We start from the raw sequence: 18,773 nt of genomic DNA on the forward strand, positions 1-18,773 counted from the left end.
GACCCCTACACCATCGACGCGCCGGCTGGTGCGGCGCACGCTGCTTTTGCGCTCAACCTATCACCTCATATCACGCAATCGAAACGAGCTTCCAGTGGTTTGCTCGCCTTTTAGAATATGCGGAGTTGTTGATGGCCACTATCCTTTTCCAGGCGGCGGGTGCGGCGCTCGGCAGCGTGTTCGGTCCGGTCGGTGCGATCATTGGGCGGGCGGCAGGGGCGCTGGCCGGCAGCATGGTCGATCGGGCGCTGATCGGCGGCAGCGGCACGACCATCTCCGGGCCGCGTCTTGCGACTGCACGCATTCCGGGTGCTGATGAAGGAACGGCGATCAACCGCATCTACGGGACGGCGCGGATCGGCGGCACGCTGATCTGGGCGACGCGTTTCGAGGAAGAGGTGACGCGCGAGCGCTCCGGCGGCAAGGCGACGAGCGGGCCGCGGGTGGAGACGTTCCGCTATTTCGCAAACCTCGCGGTCGGGCTCTGCGAGGGACCGATCGCCGGCGTGCGGCGGGTCTGGGCCGATGGACGTGAGCTCGACCTGACGGCAATCGAGATGCGGGTCTATCGTGGCGACGGGGAGCAATTGCCCGATCCGCTGATCGAGGCGAAGCAGGGCGAGGGCAATGCGCCGGCCTATCGCGGGCTGGCGTATGTCGTGTTCGATCGGCTGCCGCTCGACAGTTTCGGCAATCGCATTCCGCTGCTGCAGTTCGAGGTGCTGCGGCCGGTCGGCAGGCTCGAACATCAGATACGCGCCGTGACGGTCACGCCGGGCGCGACGGAGCATGGTTATGCAACTGTGCCGGTGACGGAGAAGACCGGCGAGGGCAGCGGGCGCATTCTCAATCGCCATACGCTGGCGGCCGGCACCGACTGGCAGGCGTCGCTCGATGAGTTGCAGGCGCTCTGCCCCAACCTCGAACGGGTGGCGCTGGTGGTCTCCTGGTTCGGAACGGACCTCAGGGCAGGGCATTGCCGCATCGTGCCGGGCGTCGAGGTGCCCGAGCGACGGGAGGAAAGCGCGGAGTGGTCGGTGGCCGGCATGTCGCGCGGCGATGCGCATCTGGTGAGCCAGGACGGCGGGCCGGCTTTCGGCGGCACGCCGAGCGACGCGAGCGTGGCGCAGGCGATCACCGACCTCAGGGCGCGTGGGCTGAAGGTCTATCTCTATCCGTTCGTGATGATGGATATCCCGCCCGGCAACGGCCTGCCGGATCCCTACCGTGGCGTGGAGCAGGCGGCCTTTCCCTGGCGCGGGCGGATCACCTGTTTTCCGGCGTCGGCGGATAAGACGGAGGAAGCGCGGGCTCAGGCGCAGGCTTTCAGCGCCGGTTCCGAAGGATACCGGCGCATGGTGCTGCATTATGCCGGCCTGGCGGCAGCCACGGGCGGGGTCGATGGTTTCATCCTCGGCTCGGAACTACGCGGGCTGACGCAATTGCGCGACGAGACGGGGGCCTTTCCTTTCGTGCAGCAACTGGTTGGGCTTGCGGCGGATGTGCGGGCGATCGTCGGGCCGGAGACGAAGCTCACCTACGGCGCCGACTGGAGCGAATATTTCGGCTATCACCCGCAGGACGGTTCGGACGAGGTGCATTTCCATCTCGATCCGCTCTGGGCTTCGGCGGATATCGATGCGGTCGGCATCGATAACTACATGCCGCTCGGCGATTGGCGCGACGAAGATCTTGTCGCAGACAATCCGGATGGTTTTCGGCTTGTGGATGACGTCCGAGCGATGGCGGCGCAGATCGCTGCCGGCGAGGGTTTCGACTGGTATTATGCGAGCGATGCGGACCGGCGAAACCGGGTGCGATCGCTGATTTCGGATGGACTGGCGGGCAAGCCGTGGGTCTATCGTTACAAGGACCTCCTGGGCTGGTGGTCGAACAAGCATCATGACCGTGTGGGCGGTGCCGAGAATATAACGCCGACGGCCTGGGTGCCCGGCATGAAGCCGATCTGGTTTACCGAACTCGGGTGCCCGGCGGTCGACAAGGGCGCCAATCAGCCGAACGTCTTCATCGATCCGAAATCGGCCGAAAGCGCGCTGCCGTATTTTTCGAGCGGCGGACGGTCCGACAGCATGCAGCGGCGGTTCCTGGAAGCGCATCATGGCTGGTGGCAGGGTGACGCGACGCCGGCCGGCGTGGTCGACCGGGACCACGTGTTTGTCTGGACCTGGGATGCCAGGCCTGTTCCGGCCTTTCCCGGCGATCTTTCGGCCTGGAGCGATGGCGGTAACTGGCGCGCCGGCCATTGGCTGAACGGCAGGCTGGGTGCAACGACGCTCGCCGATGCGATCGCCGCGATCCTGACAGAGCACGGTTTTGAGGATTTCGACGTTTCCGAAGTGAGTGGCGACCTGACCGGTTATGTGCAGGGCGAGGTGACCTCTGCGCGGGCTCTTCTGGAACCGCTGCTCGAGGTGTTTCAGGTGGATGTGGGGGAAGACAGCGGCAGGCTGCGTTTCCGGTCGCGGCTGAAGGTCAGCCTGGCGGCAAAGGAGATTACCGTCGTCGCGGATACCGAGGATGAGGCCCTCTGGTCTGAAAACCGTGGGCACGACAGCGATTTTGCGGCGGAGGCGGTGCTGACCTCCTACAATCCACGGCTCGATTACGAGCAGTCGGGCGTGCGGTCGCGGCGGGCACGGGCGGAAAGCCAGCGTATCCTGAGCTACGATCTGCCCGCCGTGCTGCCGGAGGAGACGTCGCTCGATGCCGTCGAGACGCTGCTGCGTACCCACAGGATTGCGAAACGGTCGCTGAGTTTCGGGCTCTCGCCGGCCGATGTCGCGGTCGAGCCCGGGGATGCGGTGCGGCTGGTTTTGCCGGATGGGGCCGGGCCAGATGGGACCTTTATCGTCGAGCGGATCGAGGAGGGGGCGGTGCGGCGGATCGACGCACGGCACCACGCGCCGCTCGCGCCATCGAACTACGCCGCTGACGAGGGGCACAGGAATGGCGGCCGCGCTGTCTCCGACGCATTTGCGCCGATCCTGCATTTTCTCGATCTGCCACGATTCGCGCCCGGCGAGGCGGCGAGCTTTGCCCGGGCCGCAGGTTTCTGCCGGCCATGGCGGCGGATGGCACTGTCCTCCTCCGTGACGATGGAAGGATATCGCGCGCGGGCCGCGCTCGATCGGCCGGCGAGGTTGGGCGTTCTGGCCGCGTCGCTGACCGGCGGCATTGCCGGGCGCTTCGATCGTGGCCGGACGATCGAGATCGAACTGTTTTTCGGCGGGCTGTCGTCGGCGGACGAGCAGGCCGTACTGAACGGCGAAAACCGGATCGCGGTGAAGGCGGATAGCGGCGTCTGGGAGGTGATCGGCTTTGCCGATGCCGAGGAGATCAGCCCTAACCGCTGGCGTCTGTCGAACCTGTTGCGCGGGCTGGCGGGGACCGAGGACGCCATGCGGGCCGGCGCGGCTTCAGGGAATGCCGTCGTCGTGCTCGATGAGGCGGTGGTGCCGCTGGGGCTTGCGGCGGACGAACGCGGCCTTGCCCTGAATTGGCTGGCGGAAAGCTTAGGGCAGGCTGGCGGACGATCCGGCCCGCATGTCTTTCCGGGCGGCGTGCGTGCCGAGACGCCGTTATCGCCGGTGCATGTCCGCGGCGAGCGGCAGGCGACCGGCGATGTCCGGCTGACCTGGGTGAGGCGCGGGAGGATCGAGGCGGACGGCTGGGACAGCGCGGAAATCCCGCTGGACGAGCCGGTCGAAGGTTACCGGCTGGAGCTTCTCGACGGCGTTTCCATCAAGCGCGCGATCGAGGTCGCCGGGCCGGTTTTCATCTACCCGGCAGCCGACGAGATCGCCGATTTCGGCGGACCTCTGGCAAGTCTTTCGCTGCGGATACGACAGATGGGCCGGGCGGTTCCGCTCGGCGTTCCGTTTGAAAAAGTCGTTATGTTCTAAACTGAAACAAGGAGATAAGCATGGACGGCATGAAGGCATGGTACCAGTCGAAGACTGTCTGGGGTGGATTGATCGCGGTCGCCGCCGCGCTCCTGCAGGTCATGGGAATTACGCTCGGAGCGGATATGCAGGCCGATCTCGCAGACATCGCGGTGACGCTTGCGGGTGCCGCCGGCGGACTTTTTGCGATTTATGGGCGTGTCTCGGCCCAGAGCGGAATCAGGGGAAAATAGCCTCCTGAAGGAAAGCGTTACGGACCATTCATTTGCCATTCAGCCGCCTTTAGCTACATAATCCATCACATGCTTTGGACATGAATCCTGTTTGTCTTGTGAGTGGAAATTGTAACCATGGCGCGACTGCCAATCATCGCGATATTGACCGCCGGCCTGGCCGGTTTCTCCGGCTTCGTGCCGGAGAAGGTCTCCGCGCGTGATTATCTCGTCCTCGTCGCAGGCGATTGCGGGTCGGCTGCGTCTCGCGTGGTGCGGGAAACCGGCGGCGAGCTTCTTTCCGCTCAGCCCTCCTCCGATGGCCAGACCTGCGTCGTGACGGTGCTCGTCCAGGGCGATGGCAATCAAAGACCGCGCAAGGTGACCGTCAGGGTTCCGATGTAAGGCGGGGTCGGCGGCATCAGTCGCCGGCATATCATTCGAGGGGCGGTGCATGCGCATTCTGGTGGTCGAAGACGACGTCAATCTCAATCGGCAGCTCTCCGACGCCCTGAAGGAGTCGGGTTATGTGGTCGATCAGGCCTTCGATGGCGAGGAAGGCCATTATCTGGGCGAAACCGAGCCTTATGACGCGGTGATCCTCGATATCGGCCTGCCGGTCATGGACGGCATCACCGTCGTCGAGAAATGGCGTGCCGGAGGCAAGGGCATGCCGGTTCTGATGCTGACCGCCCGTGACCGCTGGAGCGACAAGGTGGCGGGCATCGATGCCGGGGCCGACGACTATGTCGCAAAGCCCTTTCATGTGGAGGAAGTGCTGGCCCGTGTTCGGGCGCTGATCCGCCGGGCGGCGGGGCATTCATCCTCCGAAATCGTCTGCGGGCCCGTGCGGCTCGATACCAAGGCTTCCAAGGCGAGCGTCGAAGGCGTCGCCCTGAAGCTCACCTCGCACGAATTCAGGCTGCTGTCCTACCTGATGCATCACATGGGGCAGGTCGTTTCCCGCACCGAGCTTGTGGAGCATATGTATGACCAGGATTTCGACCGCGATTCCAATACGATCGAAGTTTTCGTGGGCCGGCTTCGCAAGAAGCTCGGGGTCGACCTCATCGAAACGGTCCGCGGACTCGGTTACAGGATGCAAGCGCCAAACGATGCGCGTTAAATTCCGAATGATCGGACCAAGATCGCTGACTGCCCGCGTGCTGCTTCTGGCCACGTTGTGGTCAGCGCTGGCCCTGGTGGTCATTTCGATCGTCATCTCGCAGCTCTACCGGCAATCGGCGGAACGCGCCTTCACCGACCTCCTGCGCGCCCAGCTCTATAACGTCATCAACTCGATCACGATCGGCGACGACAACAAGCTCGCCGGCAGCCCGCAACTCGGCGACCTGCGCTTCTCGCAGCCCGAGACCGGCTGGTACTGGATCATCGAGCCGCTCGGCACGTTTGCGGCGACGCCGCTTTCCTCCTCCTCGCTCGGCACGTCGAACATCAGCGTGCCGTCGATCCTGGCGGTGCCCTTCAACAATCGCTACGAGCGCTTTTACCCGGCCATCGACGCCTACAAGAACCATGTTCTGGTCGCCGAGACGGAGGTGGTGCTCGATGGCGAAGGCCGCGCCGCGCGCTTCCGCGTCTCGGGCAACCTCGCGGTCGTCGAGGAGGATATCCAGGCCTTTACCCGCAGTCTCTACATTGCGCTTGCCGTTTTCGGTTTCGGCAGCCTGGTCGTCAACGGCCTGGCGATCCTTTACGGATTGCAGCCCCTCGACGGCGCGCGGCGCTCGCTCGAAAGGGTCCGGCGCGGCGAGGCGGAGCGGCTGGAAGGCGAGTTTCCACGCGAGATCATGCCGCTTGCCAGCGACATCAACGCGCTGATCGAAAGCAACCGCCGCATCGTCGAGCGGGCGCGCATGCAGGTTGGTAACCTCGCCCATTCGCTGAAGACGCCGATCGCGGTTCTGCTCAATGAATCGCGTGCCGTGGAAAAGGTGCAGTCGGACATGGTGCGATCGCAGGCGGAGGGGATGCAGGCGCAGGTGCAATCCTATCTGAACCGGGCGCGCATCGCCGCCCAGCGCGAATCCCTGCTCGCCCGGACCGAGCTCGAGCCTGTGCTGGAACGGCTGGTCAGGGTGATGCGCCGGCTCAATCCGGAAAAGGAATTCCACCTCTCGGTTTTTCCGCCGGGCGTAGCGCTTGCCATGGAACAGCAGGACGTCGAGGAGACTATCGGCAACCTGCTCGAAAACGCCGCGCGCTTCTGCGAGACCGGGGTGTGGATCACCGCCACGCCGACATCCGGCCCTCAATCCGGCGAGGGCGAAACTGCGCGGCGCTCCTGGGTCGAGGTCTCTGTCGAGGACGACGGCCCGGGACTGGAGCCGGATCAGATCCGCGAGGCGATGAAACGCGGCAGGCGGCTCGACGAGAGCAAGCCGGGCGCCGGGCTCGGACTTTCGATCGTGCGCGAGATCACCGGCGAGTATCAGGGTTCGGTCGAGCTGACGCGCGGGACGCGCGGTGGCCTCAGAGCGCAACTTCTGCTTCCGGGTGTCGCCAAGGAAGCTCCCTGATTGTCGCAGGTCTCGTACTCAGCCCTTCGGGACTGTTGCCGATCGGCAACGCTGGCCTATTCCCTGCCTTTGGTTATGGACGGATGGATCGCCTGCTATATCTTTGCCCGAACGGACCTTCCTATGATCGTCTGCTAATGTGCGGGAGACTGAACGATCGCCGGATTTGTATGTTTTCCCAGTGACGCCATAATGATGCCATGCCGGGACCGGACCAGTCTCGGCACGATTTCCGAAGAAAGCGAGCCGCGACCGGTTTCCGACACGATGCGATTATTGAACCTCCGAAATACCGTTTCATCGCTTATGGTTGCTGGCCTGCTGGCCGGCTGCGGCACGACTTCGGCGACCGGCCCCGGAGGTGCACGCGGCCTGCTTTCGCCGCGGCCTTCGCCTTCGACCTCCTATATTTCCGCTCTTCAGGGGGGCATCGTCGGACGGAGCGGGGCGACGCTTTCGGCAAGCGACCGGTCACGCGCCCTCGAGGCGGAATATCGCGCCCTGGAAGGGGCAACCGGCGGCGAAGCGGTCACCTGGAAGGGTGACGACGCGAACGGCCAGGTGGTCGCCAACGCTCCCTATCAGGTCGGCACCCAGAACTGCCGCCAGTATCGCCATACGGTGACCATGAATGGCCGCGACATGACGGCGCGGGGCGCTGCCTGCCGCAATTCGAACGGCACGTGGACGCCGCTCACCTGATTTCCTCTGCTGCTGTTTGACATGGGTCATGGCCGCCGGATCGGATTGGGTCCATATGAGGCTTGAACTTGCGGCCAAACGCCTCAAATTCGCGTCAACGCCGGCTGCGCTGTTGGAAAGCACGGGCCGTTGCAGTAATGGGCCACTATGGTTTTATGGATTATCCTCGCAGCTCTGACGGCGGCCGTTGCGGCAATCCTCATCCTGCCCTTCGCCCGAGCCACCAAAACAGCGTCCGCTGACCGTGCCGGAGAGGTCGCCGTCTATCGTGACCAACTGGCCGAACTGGACCGGGACCGAGCCCAGGGCCTGATCGAGCCGCAAGAGGCCGAATACGCCCGCGCGGAGATCGGCCGCCGGCTGCTGGCTGCGGCCGGTGCCGGGCAAGCCGACGGGATTGCCGCTCCGAAGACGCGCAAACATCGGCTCGCCACCGCCGTCGTCACGCTGGTTCCGCCCGTCGTCGGGCTCTGTCTTTACCTGGCGCTCGGTAATCCAGGACTGCCGGACCAGCCGCTCGAAGCGCGGCTTGCCAATCCCGGCAACAATGTCGCCCTGCTGGTCGCCAAGGCCGAGCGGCACCTCGCCGAAAACCCCGGTGACGGTGCCGGCTGGGACCTGCTCGCGCCGATCTATTTGCGCTCCATGCGGCTCGGCGATGCCGAAATGGCCTATCGCAACGCGATCCGCATCCTCGGGGCCAGTCCGGTGAGGCTCTCCGGGCTCGGCGAAACGCTGGTCGCGTCGAATGACGGGATCGTCACGGAGGACGCGCGTTCCGCCTTCGAGCAGGCGGTGAAGCTCGATCCGGACAATCCACGTTCCCGCTTTTATGTCGGCCTCGGCTTGGAGCAGGCGGGCAGGGCGGCAGAAGCAAGGGCGCAGTTCGAGACGATCGCAAAAGCCTCGCCGGCCGACGCGCCGTGGATGCAGCTCGTCAACCAGCATATCGCCAAGAACGGCGGCACCATCGTGCCTGGGCGCGACACGGCGCAGGCGCCGGGAAATCCGAACCAGGCGGATGTGGCGGCAGCCGAAACCATGTCGCAGGGCGATCGTCAGGCGATGATCCGCGGCATGGTCGATAGCCTTGCGGAACGGCTGAAGCAGGATCCGAACAATCTCGAGGGCTGGGTGAGGCTGGTGCGCTCCTATTCCGTGCTCGGAGACAAACCCAAGGCAGAAGCGGCGTTGAAGAGCGGCCTCAAGCAGTTCCCGTCATCAGGAGAATTGGTGGCGCTCGCCAACGAGATGGGGCTTGCCGTCGAAGGAGTGGCGCAATGACGCGCAAACAGAAACGGCTGGCGGTGATCGCGGGCGGCATGAGCTTCATCCTCGTCGCGGTGCTGCTCGTCATGTTCGCCTTCAGCCAGTCGGTCGCCTATTTCTTCATGCCGGCCGACCTTGCCAAGGCGGACGTCAAGCCCGGTACGCGCATCAGGCTTGGCGGGCTGGTGGCCGAAGGCTCGGTGAAGCGCGGCCAGGGCTCGACCGTGAGCTTTACTGTGACGGACGGCACCGGCAATGTGCCGGTCACCTATACGGGCATTCTGCCGGACCTGTTTCGCGAAGGCCAGGGCGTGGTGACCGAAGGCGCGTTCGATGCGGCATCCCATGGTTTCGTGGCCGACAGCGTGCTCGCCAAGCATGACGAAAACTACATGCCAAAGGAAGTCGCCGACCGGCTGAAGGCGCAGGGCGTCTGGAACGAAGGCCAGGGGAAGCAGGGTCAGGCCAATCAGGGAAAATCCGGCGGTGCCAAGGGAGCGGTCACGCAATGATCATCGAGATCGGCCATTACGCGCTTGTGCTGGCACTTGCGACTTCCCTTCTCGTCTCCGTCCTGCCGGTGATCGGCGCAAGGCGCGGCGACGTGGCGATGATGGCGCTGGCGCCGACCGGAGCGCTGGTGCTGTTCGGCCTCGTCGCCTTTTCCTTCGGCGTGCTGACCTGGGCCTATGTGGTCTCGGACTTCTCGGTGATGAACGTCTGGGAGAATTCCCATTCTCTGATGCCGCTGATCTATAAATTCTCCGGCGTCTGGGGCAATCACGAAGGTTCGATGTTGCTCTGGCTGCTGATCCTCGTTTTCTTCAGCGCGCTGGTGGCGGTGTTCGGGCGGAATCTGCCGGATACGCTGCGGGCCAATGTTCTCGCCGTTCAGGCCTGGATCTCGACGGCATTCCTGTTCTTCATCCTCCTGACCTCAAATCCGTTCCTTCGCCTCAACCCGGCGCCGGCCGAAGGGCAGGACCTCAATCCGGTGCTGCAGGATTTCGGCCTGGCGGTTCATCCGCCGCTTCTTTACCTCGGTTATGTCGGCTTCTCGGTCTGTTTCTCGTTCGCCGTCGCGGCGCTGATGGAAGGCCGCATCGATGCCGCCTGGGCCCGCTGGGTGCGGCCGTGGACGCTGGCCGCCTGGACCTTCCTCACCGCCGGCATCGCCATGGGCTCCTACTGGGCCTATTACGAACTCGGTTGGGGCGGCTGGTGGTTCTGGGATCCGGTTGAGAACGCCTCCTTCATGCCCTGGCTCGCGGGCACGGCGCTCCTTCATTCCGCGTTGGTCATGGAAAAGCGCGAAGCCCTGAAGATCTGGACCGTGCTTCTGGCGATCATGACCTTTTCACTGTCGCTGCTCGGCACCTTCCTGGTACGGTCGGGCGTGCTGACCTCGGTGCATTCGTTTGCGACCGATCCGACCCGCGGCATCTTTATCCTCTGCATTCTCGGCATCTTCATCGGCGGCGCCTTCGCGCTGTTTGCCTGGCGGGCGCCGATGCTGAAGGCGGGCGGCATCTTCGCGCCGATCTCGCGCGAGGGCGCGCTGGTGCTCAACAACCTGATCCTGACGGTGGCGACTGCAACGGTGCTGACCGGCACGCTCTATCCGCTGATCCTCGAAACGCTGACCGGCGAAAAGATCTCGGTCGGGGCGCCGTTCTTCAACATGACCTTCGGCCTGCTGATGCTGCCGCTGCTGGTCGCCGTGCCGTTCGGGCCGGTGCTCGCCTGGAAGCGCGGCGATCTCCTGGGCGCCCTGCAGCGGCTCTATGCCTTCGCCGGCCTGGCGCTGGCAGCAGGCCTTGCCTTCTTCTATATCCAGAATGGCGGGCCGGTTCTGGCGATCTTCGGCCTGGCGCTCGGCTTCTGGGGTATGATCGGTGCGTTTGCCGATCTCTGGTATCGCGGCAATTTTGCCAAGGTCGGGCTGTCGGTCGGGCTGAAGCGGCTGGCCGGCCTGCCGCGTTCGGTGTTCGGCACGGCGATCGCCCATTTCGGGCTCGGCGTCACGGTGCTTGGAATTTTCGCGGCGACGACTTTCGGCACTGAAACGGTGGTCGAGATGAAGCAGGGCGCTTCCGTCGATATCGGCGGTTATTCGTTGACCTATGACGGGCTGCGCGATGCGGTCGGGCCGAACTATACAGAACAGCGCGGCCATTTCGCCGTCAGCCGCGGCGGCGTCCAGGTGGCGGATGTCTGGTCGTCGAAGCGGCTCTATACGGCGCGGCGCATGCCGACGACGGAGGCCGGCATCCTCACCTTCAGGCTCAGCCAGCTCTATGTCTCGCTCGGCGACGCGATGGACAGCGGCGGCATGGTGGTGCGCATCTGGTGGAAGCCGTTCATCCTCTGCATCTGGGGCGGCGCCCTGGTGATGATGTTCGGCGGGTTTGTTTCGCTGACTGATCGGAGACTGCGCGTGGGCGCGCCGAGCCGGAAGGCGAAGCCGGTCAAGGCGCGGCTGGAGGCAGCAGCGGAGTGAAGAGGAGTTCAAGCATGTCACCCCCCTCTGCCCTGCCGGGCATCTCCCCCTCAAGGGGGGAGATCGACTCGTTGCAACGTCTTGCCCATAGCGAACGTAGAGATCGGAGCGATGCCGACGCGTCTTGCCAATCTCCCCCCTTGAGGGGGAGATGCCCGGCAGGGCAGAGGGGGGTATTCTGGGTCGCTCTTGCAATGATTTTGGCTCTCCTAGCCCCCCTCCCGGCCTTCGCCGTCAACCCCGACGAAGTGCTCTCCAACCCCGTACTCGAACAGCGCGCCCGAAATCTTTCGGCCCAATTGCGCTGCATGGTGTGCCAGAACCAGTCGATCGACGACTCCAATGCGGAGCTTGCCCGCGACCTGCGCGTGCTGGTGCGGGAGCGATTGACGAACGGCGACACGGACGATCAGGTGATCGACTACGTCGTGTCTCGCTACGGCGAATTCGTGCTCCTGAAACCGCGCCTCGGTGCCAAGACGATCATTCTCTGGGCAACACCCATCCTGCTACTGCTGGTCGGTGCAATCGCGATACTGGTCTTCGTCCGCACCCGTCCAAGCCAACGCGCAGTTGCGGTGCTTTCGGCCGAGGAGCAGGCGCGTATTGAAGAGCTTCTGAAAAAGTAGCTGTCTGAAACAGGCACGCTCGAACATTACGAATATTTCATTCGTCCGCCACCTGCAGTTAACCTCAGAGCGCCTATATCTTTGTCATCCACCGCTTGGCCAACCTCCGGCCATCATGACTGAAGAGAAGAAGGTAGCTTAAAACATGCGCAATATCGGACGTCCCTCTCTGAAGACCGTCTTGAAGACCACCACGGTTGCTGGTCTTGCCGCGGTCATGCTCTCGAGCGGCATCCCGGCTCAGATCACGCAGTCCTTTGCTGCTCCGGTCAGCGTCACCGCACCCCAGGCCCCGAGCTTTGCCGATGTCGTTTCGGCTGTTTCTCCCGCCGTCGTTTCCGTCCGTGTCCAGTCCGATGCCCAAGCCGTTTCCGATGACAGCAGTTCGTTCAGTTTCGGCGGACGCGGCTTCGATCAGCTTCCCGACGACCATCCGCTGAAGCGGTTCTTCCGTGAATTCGGCGGCCAGATGCCGGGCGCTCCGGGCGCTCCGGGCGACCGCAACAACCGCAACCAGGATCGCGCCGATCGCAACGGTCCGCGGGGCCAGGACAGCAATCGTCCGCACCGCCTGCGCCCGACCGCCCAGGGCTCCGGGTTCTTCATCTCCGAAGACGGCTACGTCGTCACCAACAACCACGTCGTTTCCGACGGCTCGGCCTACACGGTCGTTTTGAACGACGGCACGGAACTCGAAGCCAAGCTGGTCGGCAAGGACAGCCGCACCGATCTCGCAGTCCTCAAGGTCGACGCCACCAGCCGCAAGTTCACCTATGTCAATTTCGCAGACGATTCGAAGGTCCGGGTCGGCGACTGGGTGGTTGCCGTCGGCAATCCGTTCGGCCTTGGCGGCACGGTCACCGCCGGCATCGTTTCGGCCCGCGGCCGCGACATCGGCTCTGGCCCCTATGACGATTACATCCAGGTGGACGCGGCCGTGAACCGCGGCAATTCCGGCGGCCCGACCTTCAACCTCTCGGGCGAAGTGGTCGGCATCAACACCGCGATCTTCTCGCCGTCGGGCGGCAACGTCGGGATCGCCTTCGCAATTCCGTCTTCGACCGCCAAGGATGTCGTTGCCAACCTGATGAAGGACGGCAAGGTTGATCGCGGCTGGCTCGGCGTGCAGATCCAGCCGGTCAACCAGGATATCGCCGACTCGCTCGGCCTGAAGGAAGCGTCGGGCGCTCTCGTCGTCGCTCCGCAGGAAGGCTCTCCGGGCCAGAAGGCCGGCATCAAGGAAGGCGACGTGATCACTGCCGTCAATGGCCAGCCGATCAAGGATGCCCGTGATCTCGCCAAGCGGGTTGCCGCGTTCGGCCCGAATACCAAGGTCGAGGTCGATCTGTGGCGTGACGGCAAGGCGCAGAAGATCCCGGTCACGCTCGGCAACCTCCAGAGCGACGAAGCCGCCAAGGCCGAGCCGAAGCAACCCGATGCTCCGGCACCCTCCAGCGACAAGGCGCTTGCCAGCCTTGGCATCACCGTCGCTCCGGCCGAGGACGGTTCCGGTCTCTCGGTCACCGATGTCGACCCGGACAGTGAAGCCGCTGCCCGCGGCCTGAAGACCGGGGAAAAGATCGTCTCGGTCAACAACCGCAAGGTCACCAGCGCCGCCGACGTCGGCAAGGTTCTCGACCAGGCCCGCAAGGACGGCCGCACCCGCGCGCTGTTCCAGGTGGCCGGCGAAGGCAATAGCAGCCGTTTCGTTGCCCTGCCGATCAATGAAGGCTGATTTCTAGAAAGTAGGTCGCAAGATCGAGGGCGCCGCCGGCAACGGTCGGCGCCCTCTTTCTTTCCATGGAGCGTGTGATGGAAACGGATACCCGATATTCTGCCGGTACCGCAGATTCCCGTAGTGCAAAGGCGGGCGCGGACGCTATTGTTCCGCACATGAAGATTCTGGTGATCGAAGACGATTTGGAGGCCGCGGCCTATATGACCAAGGCCTTTCGCGAGGCCGGGATCGTGGTCGACCACGCAAGCGACGGCGAGAGCGGCCTGTTCATGGGAACCGAAAATTCCTACGACGTGATGGTCATCGACCGCATGCTGCCGCGCCGAGACGGGCTGTCCGTCATCAGCGAATTGCGCAAGCGCAGCATCAATACGCCCGTGCTGATCCTCTCGGCGCTCGGCCAGGTGGACGACCGGGTGACCGGCCTGCGCGCCGGCGGCGACGATTACCTGCCGAAGCCCTATGCCTTTTCCGAGCTGCTCGCCCGCGTCGAAGTGCTCGGCCGCCGCAAGGGCACGCCTGAACAGGACATGGTCTATCGGGTCGGTGATCTGGAACTCGACCGGCTGTCGCACGAGGTGAAGCGCGCCGGCAAGGAAGTGCTTCTGCAGCCGCGTGAATTCCGCCTGCTCGAATATCTGATGAAGAATGCCGGCCAGGTGGTCACCCGTACCATGCTGCTCGAAAACGTCTGGGACTATCACTTCGATCCCCAGACCAATGTGATCGACGTGCATGTCTCGCGGCTGAGATCGAAGATCGAGAAGGACTTCGAAAAGCCGCTTCTGAAGACCATTCGCGGCGCCGGCTACATGATCAAGGACGAGGGGTAAGCCGACTTGCTGGCACGTGCCCGCCTGATGTTCCGCTCGACGGCCGTGCGGCTGTCGGCGCTCTATATCCTGCTCTTCGCCTTGTGTGCGGCATTCCTGGTCATTTACGTGACGGCGATGTCCGAACGGTTGCTGGCGCAGCAGACGCGCCAGTCGCTGCAAGAGGAAGTGCAGGAGATACAGCGCGCCTATGAACGAGGCGGCGTCAGCCTTCTCCTGCGGATGATGGAGCGCCGGGCCCGCCAGCCGGGCGCCAACCTCTATGTGATCGCGGGGCCAAACGGCGAAATGCTCGCCGGAAACGTCGCCGCGGTGCAGCCCGGCGTGCTCGACGAGCAGGGCTGGACGGAAATTCCCTTCACCTACGAACCCTATACCGAATCGGATCGACCTGGCCGGCATCTCGCCACGGCGAACGTGCTCCGCCTCGACAACGGCCTGCGGCTGCTGGTCGGTCGCGATCTCGGCGACCCGAGCCGCTTCCGCGGTATCGTACGCCGGGCGCTGATGGTGGCGCTGGCCATCATGGGCGTCGGAGCGCTGGTGATCTGGTTCGGCATCGGCCGCAATGCGCTGAAACGCATCGACCGGATGTCGGCGGCGAGCCAGAAGATCATGGCCGGCGACCTGTCGCAGCGCCTGCCGGTCGGCAAGTCCGGCGACGAATTCGACCGGCTGTCGGATTCGCTGAATGCCATGCTCGGTCGTATCGAGAAGCTGAACGAAGGCCTGCGGCAGGTTTCCGACAACATCGCGCATGACCTGAAGACGCCGCTGACGAGATTGCGCAACAAGGCGGCCGATGCGCTGGGCGAAGATCGTGCGGACGTGCGCCGGACAGCCCTCGAAGGCATCATCGCCGAGTCCGACCAGCTCATCCGCACCTTCAACGCGCTTCTGATGATCTCCCGTGTCGAGGCCGGATCGATCGCGGCGGAAATGTCGGATGTCGATCTGTCGGCGATCTCCGCCGACAGCGCCGAGCTTTATGAACCCGCGGCTGAGGAAGCGGGCCTGTCGCTGACCACCGAGCTCGAACCGGGGCTCGTGGTCCACGGCAACCGCGAACTCATCGGCCAGGCGATCTTCAACCTCCTCGACAACGCCATCAAATACGCCTCCGAGGCAAAGGACGCGGCGCATATCCGCGTTCGCCTCGCGCGAAGCGACGGCACGCTCAGGCTCTCCGTCTGCGACAACGGTCCCGGCATTCCGGCCGACAAGCGCGGCGAGGTGACCAAGCGGTTCTTCCGGCTGGACGAAAGCCGCTCCAAGCCCGGCACCGGCCTTGGCCTCTCGCTGGTCGAGGCGGTGATGGAATTGCATGGCGGCTCGCTGGAACTCTCCGCCACCGATGAGGCGAACACCGCGGCGCCCGGCCTGACGGTCACCATGGTCTTTCCTGCGCCGAAGCCCTAAGTTTGGCCAGGGAAGAATCACGGGAGGTGCCAGTGTCGGAGACCGGAAACCGGCTCGATGCGGTAAAAGCGGAGGTGATCCGCCCGCTGAACCAGGCGGAAGCCAAGGCAGCGATGGCGGCCTTGAAGGATATCGGCAAGTCCGAACCTTCCGTCGCGGAACTGCTTGGTAAGGATAGCGCGCTCAAGGATTTCATCACCGCTGCCTTCACCCTCTCACCTTACCTGCGGGATACCGCGGTCATTACGCCAAAGCTTTTGACGATCGCAATCATCGAGGCGCTGGAGCCGACGCTGGAGCGTTTGGTGGATACGGCCCGCCGGGCCTGGCAGAAGAAGGATGGCAAGTCGCCATCCGAAAACGAGGTGATGTCGGCTCTGCGTGCTGGCAAGCGTGCCTTGAGCTTCCTCGTTGCGCTCGCCGATCTCGCCCGCATCTTTTCCGCCAGGGACACGACGCGCTGGCTGAGCCTGTTTGCCGAAGCCTCCGTCGCCGCGGCGATCGATCACCTACTGGTCGCCGGTCACGAGAGCGGCAAACTGAAGCTCGCCGACCTCGAAGAGCCGAGCAAGGGCTCGGGCCTGATCGTGCTCGGCATGGGCAAGCTCGGCGGCCGCGAGCTCAACTATTCCTCCGACATCGATATCGTCGTCTTCTTCGACCCCGAAACGGGCATCCTTGCCGACCCGCTCGACGGGTCGGAAGTCTATGGCCGGATGATGCGCCGCCTGATCCGCATCCTGCAGGAACGCACGGCCGACGGCTATGTGTTCCGCACCGACCTGCGCCTGCGCCCGGATCCCGGTTCGACGCCGCTCGCCGTCTCGCTCGACGCAGCACTGATCTATTACGAGGGCCGCGGTCAGAACTGGGAGCGGGCGGCCTTTATCAAGGCGCGGCCGATCGCCGGCGACATTGCCGCTGGTGAAAATTTCATGCGGCTGCTCACCCCCTTCGTGTTCCGCAAATATCTCGACTACGCGGCGATCGCCGACATCCATTCGATCAAGCGGCAGATCCACGTGCACAAGGGCTACGGCGCGATCGCGGTAAAAGGCCATGACGTCAAGCTCGGTCGCGGCGGTATCCGCGAGATCGAGTTCTTCGCCCAGACCCAGCAGCTGATCGCCGGCGGCCGCATGCCGCCCTTGCGGGCGCGCGAAACGGAGGTGGCACTGAAGGCGCTCGCCGAGGCGCGGTGGATCGCGCCTGACATCGCCGCCGAATTGACCGAGGCCTACTGGTTCCTGCGCGATGTCGAACACCGCATCCAGATGGTCCGTGACGAGCAGACCCATAACCTGCCGGAAACCGAGCCCGAACTGAAGCGCATCGCCTTGATGCTCGGTTTCGCCGATACCGCCGGTTTTTCCGCAAGGCTCGAATATGTGCTGAAGACCGTCGAGAAACGTTATTCGCGGCTGTTCGAGCAGGAGGCAAAGCTGTCCGGTGGCGACGGCAATCTCGTCTTTACCGGGCAGCAGGACGATCCGGGCACGCTGAAGACGCTTGCCTCTCTCGGCTTCGAACGGCCGGCCGACATTTCCCGCGTTATCCGCACCTGGCATTACGGCCGCTATCGCGCCACCCAATCCGCCGAGGCACGCGAGCGGCTGACCGAGCTGATGCCGGCACTGCTGATGGCGTTCGGCGAGAGCAAACGTGCCGACGAGGCGTTGCTGCGGTTCGACAGCTTCCTGAAGGGCTTGCCTGCCGGCATCCAGCTCTTCTCGCTGATCGGCAACAATCCGCCGCTGCTTGCGCTGATCGTCACGATCATGTCCTCGGCGCCGCGGCTTGCCGATATCATCGCCTCCAAGCCGCATGTGTTCGACGGCATGCTGGACCCCGGCCTGATGTCCGAACTGCCGACCCGAGATTATCTCTCCTATCGCCTGACCGCATTCCTCACCGCCGGCCGGCATTACGAGGAAAAGCTCGACCGGCTGCGCATCTTTGCGGCCGAGCAGCGGTTCCTGATCGGCATCCGGCTGCTGACGGGGGCGATCTCAGGTGTCCAGGCGGCCCGCGCCTTCACCCATCTCGCCGACCTGCTGATCGACGCCGCCCTGAAGGCGGTGACCGCAGAAATCCGCAGTGCCCACGGCCTCTATCCGGGCGGCCGCGTCGCCGTCATGGGCATGGGCAAGCTCGGAAGTTTCGAGCTGACCGCCGGTTCCGACGTCGATCTCATCCTGCTCTACGACTATGACAATGAAGCCACGGAAAGCGAGGGCGACAAGCCGCTCGATTCCAGCCGTTATTTTACCCGCCTGACCCAACGGCTGATCGCGGCACTTTCAGCGCCAATGGCCGAGGGCGTGATCTTCGAAGTCGATCTGCGCTTGAGGCCGTCGGGCAATAAGGGGCCGGTCGCCACCCGCATCAACGCCTTCGGCAAATACCAGCGCGAAGAGGCCTGGACCTGGGAACACATGGCGCTCACCCGCGCCCGGCTGATCTGCGGCGAAGAAAGCCTCGCCGACGAAGCGAAGGGCATGATCGGCGAGGTGCTGTCGACCAAGCCCGATATCGCCAGGATCGCCAAGGACGTGGCCGAGATGCGCGCGCTGATCGACAAGGAAAAGCCGCCGCGTGACATCTGGGATTTCAAGCTCATTCCAGGCGGCCTGATCGATATCGAGTTCATCGCCCAGTATCTGCGCCTGATTGCGCCAGCCAAAGGCGTAGCGCCCGATACCTACGGGTTCAGCACCGAGGAAGCCCTGAAGGCGCTCGGCGAAAAACTGATGAAGCCCGGCGATCTCGATACCTGCATCGAGGCGCTACGGCTACTTACCGAACTGTCGCAGATCGTCCGGCTCTGCGTCGATGGACCTTTTGATCCAGGTGATGCACCCGCCGGGCTTGTCGAGCGCGTCTGCCGGGCAGGGGATTGCCCGGATATCAGGACGCTGGAGGGCGAGGTGAAGCGTCTGTCGAAGGCGGTGCGGGCGGTGTTCGGGGCGGTCGTCCGGAAATGACGATTTGTGCGATTCCGCACCGAC

General features: G+C 64.1%; 14 protein-coding genes. All 14 read left to right on the top strand.

What is annotated here, in order from left to right:
• Positions 1–131 precede the first annotated feature (131 nt).
• Complete coding sequence (locus ACZ9IU_RS06800) at positions 132–3,923, top strand: baseplate multidomain protein megatron (protein ID WP_038541315.1); 3,792 nt, start codon at positions 132–134, stop codon at positions 3,921–3,923.
• A gap of 20 nt (positions 3,924–3,943) precedes the next feature.
• A complete protein-coding gene (locus ACZ9IU_RS06805; protein WP_038541318.1) occupies positions 3,944–4,156 on the top strand; it encodes a hypothetical protein in 213 nt (70 codons plus the stop codon).
• Between the two features lie 117 nt (positions 4,157–4,273).
• Positions 4,274–4,540: a hypothetical protein gene (locus tag ACZ9IU_RS06810; protein ID WP_038541320.1), complete on the top strand. Its 267-nt coding sequence runs from the start codon at positions 4,274–4,276 to the stop codon at positions 4,538–4,540.
• Positions 4,541–4,589: 49 nt separating this feature from the next.
• On the top strand, positions 4,590–5,261 hold the full coding sequence (locus ACZ9IU_RS06815; protein WP_038541322.1) for a response regulator transcription factor: 672 nt from the start codon (positions 4,590–4,592) through the stop codon (positions 5,259–5,261).
• 7 nt (positions 5,262–5,268) lie between these two features.
• A complete protein-coding gene (locus tag ACZ9IU_RS06820; protein ID WP_157885089.1) occupies positions 5,269–6,675 on the top strand; it encodes an ATP-binding protein in 1,407 nt (468 codons plus the stop codon).
• 267 nt (positions 6,676–6,942) lie between these two features.
• Complete coding sequence (locus ACZ9IU_RS06825) at positions 6,943–7,377, top strand: RT0821/Lpp0805 family surface protein (RefSeq protein ID WP_038548951.1); 435 nt, start codon at positions 6,943–6,945, stop codon at positions 7,375–7,377.
• A gap of 147 nt (positions 7,378–7,524) precedes the next feature.
• Positions 7,525–8,661, top strand: a complete 1,137-nt coding sequence (ccmI, locus tag ACZ9IU_RS06830) for a c-type cytochrome biogenesis protein CcmI (protein ID WP_038541329.1) — start codon at positions 7,525–7,527, stop codon at positions 8,659–8,661.
• Positions 8,658–9,158, top strand: coding sequence for a cytochrome c maturation protein CcmE (ccmE, locus tag ACZ9IU_RS06835; RefSeq protein ID WP_038541332.1), 501 nt, complete (start codon positions 8,658–8,660; stop codon positions 9,156–9,158). Before ccmI ends, ccmE begins: the two co-directional genes overlap by 4 nt.
• Positions 9,155–11,146, top strand: a complete 1,992-nt coding sequence (locus ACZ9IU_RS06840; RefSeq protein ID WP_038541335.1) for a heme lyase CcmF/NrfE family subunit — start codon at positions 9,155–9,157, stop codon at positions 11,144–11,146. The genes ccmE and ACZ9IU_RS06840 overlap by 4 nt, the downstream gene beginning before the upstream one ends.
• Positions 11,147–11,340: 194 nt before the next feature.
• A complete protein-coding gene (locus ACZ9IU_RS06845; protein ID WP_038541338.1) occupies positions 11,341–11,775 on the top strand; it encodes a cytochrome c-type biogenesis protein in 435 nt (144 codons plus the stop codon).
• A gap of 145 nt (positions 11,776–11,920) precedes the next feature.
• The gene (locus ACZ9IU_RS06850) at positions 11,921–13,510 is read left to right on the top strand and encodes a Do family serine endopeptidase (protein ID WP_038541341.1); all 1,590 of its coding nucleotides are present in this window, start codon (positions 11,921–11,923) and stop codon (positions 13,508–13,510) included.
• Positions 13,511–13,587: 77 nt separating this feature from the next.
• The gene (locus tag ACZ9IU_RS06855; RefSeq protein ID WP_275452108.1) at positions 13,588–14,346 is read left to right on the top strand and encodes a response regulator transcription factor; all 759 of its coding nucleotides are present in this window, start codon (positions 13,588–13,590) and stop codon (positions 14,344–14,346) included.
• A 9-nt stretch (positions 14,347–14,355) separates the two neighbouring features.
• Complete coding sequence (locus ACZ9IU_RS06860; RefSeq protein WP_157885227.1) at positions 14,356–15,765, top strand: sensor histidine kinase; 1,410 nt, start codon at positions 14,356–14,358, stop codon at positions 15,763–15,765.
• A gap of 32 nt (positions 15,766–15,797) precedes the next feature.
• Positions 15,798–18,749, top strand: coding sequence for a bifunctional [glutamine synthetase] adenylyltransferase/[glutamine synthetase]-adenylyl-L-tyrosine phosphorylase (locus ACZ9IU_RS06865; RefSeq protein WP_157885090.1), 2,952 nt, complete (start codon positions 15,798–15,800; stop codon positions 18,747–18,749).
• The last annotated feature ends 24 nt before the right edge of the window (positions 18,750–18,773 follow it).

The organism is Mesorhizobium sp. USDA 4132, from assembly GCF_056279545.1.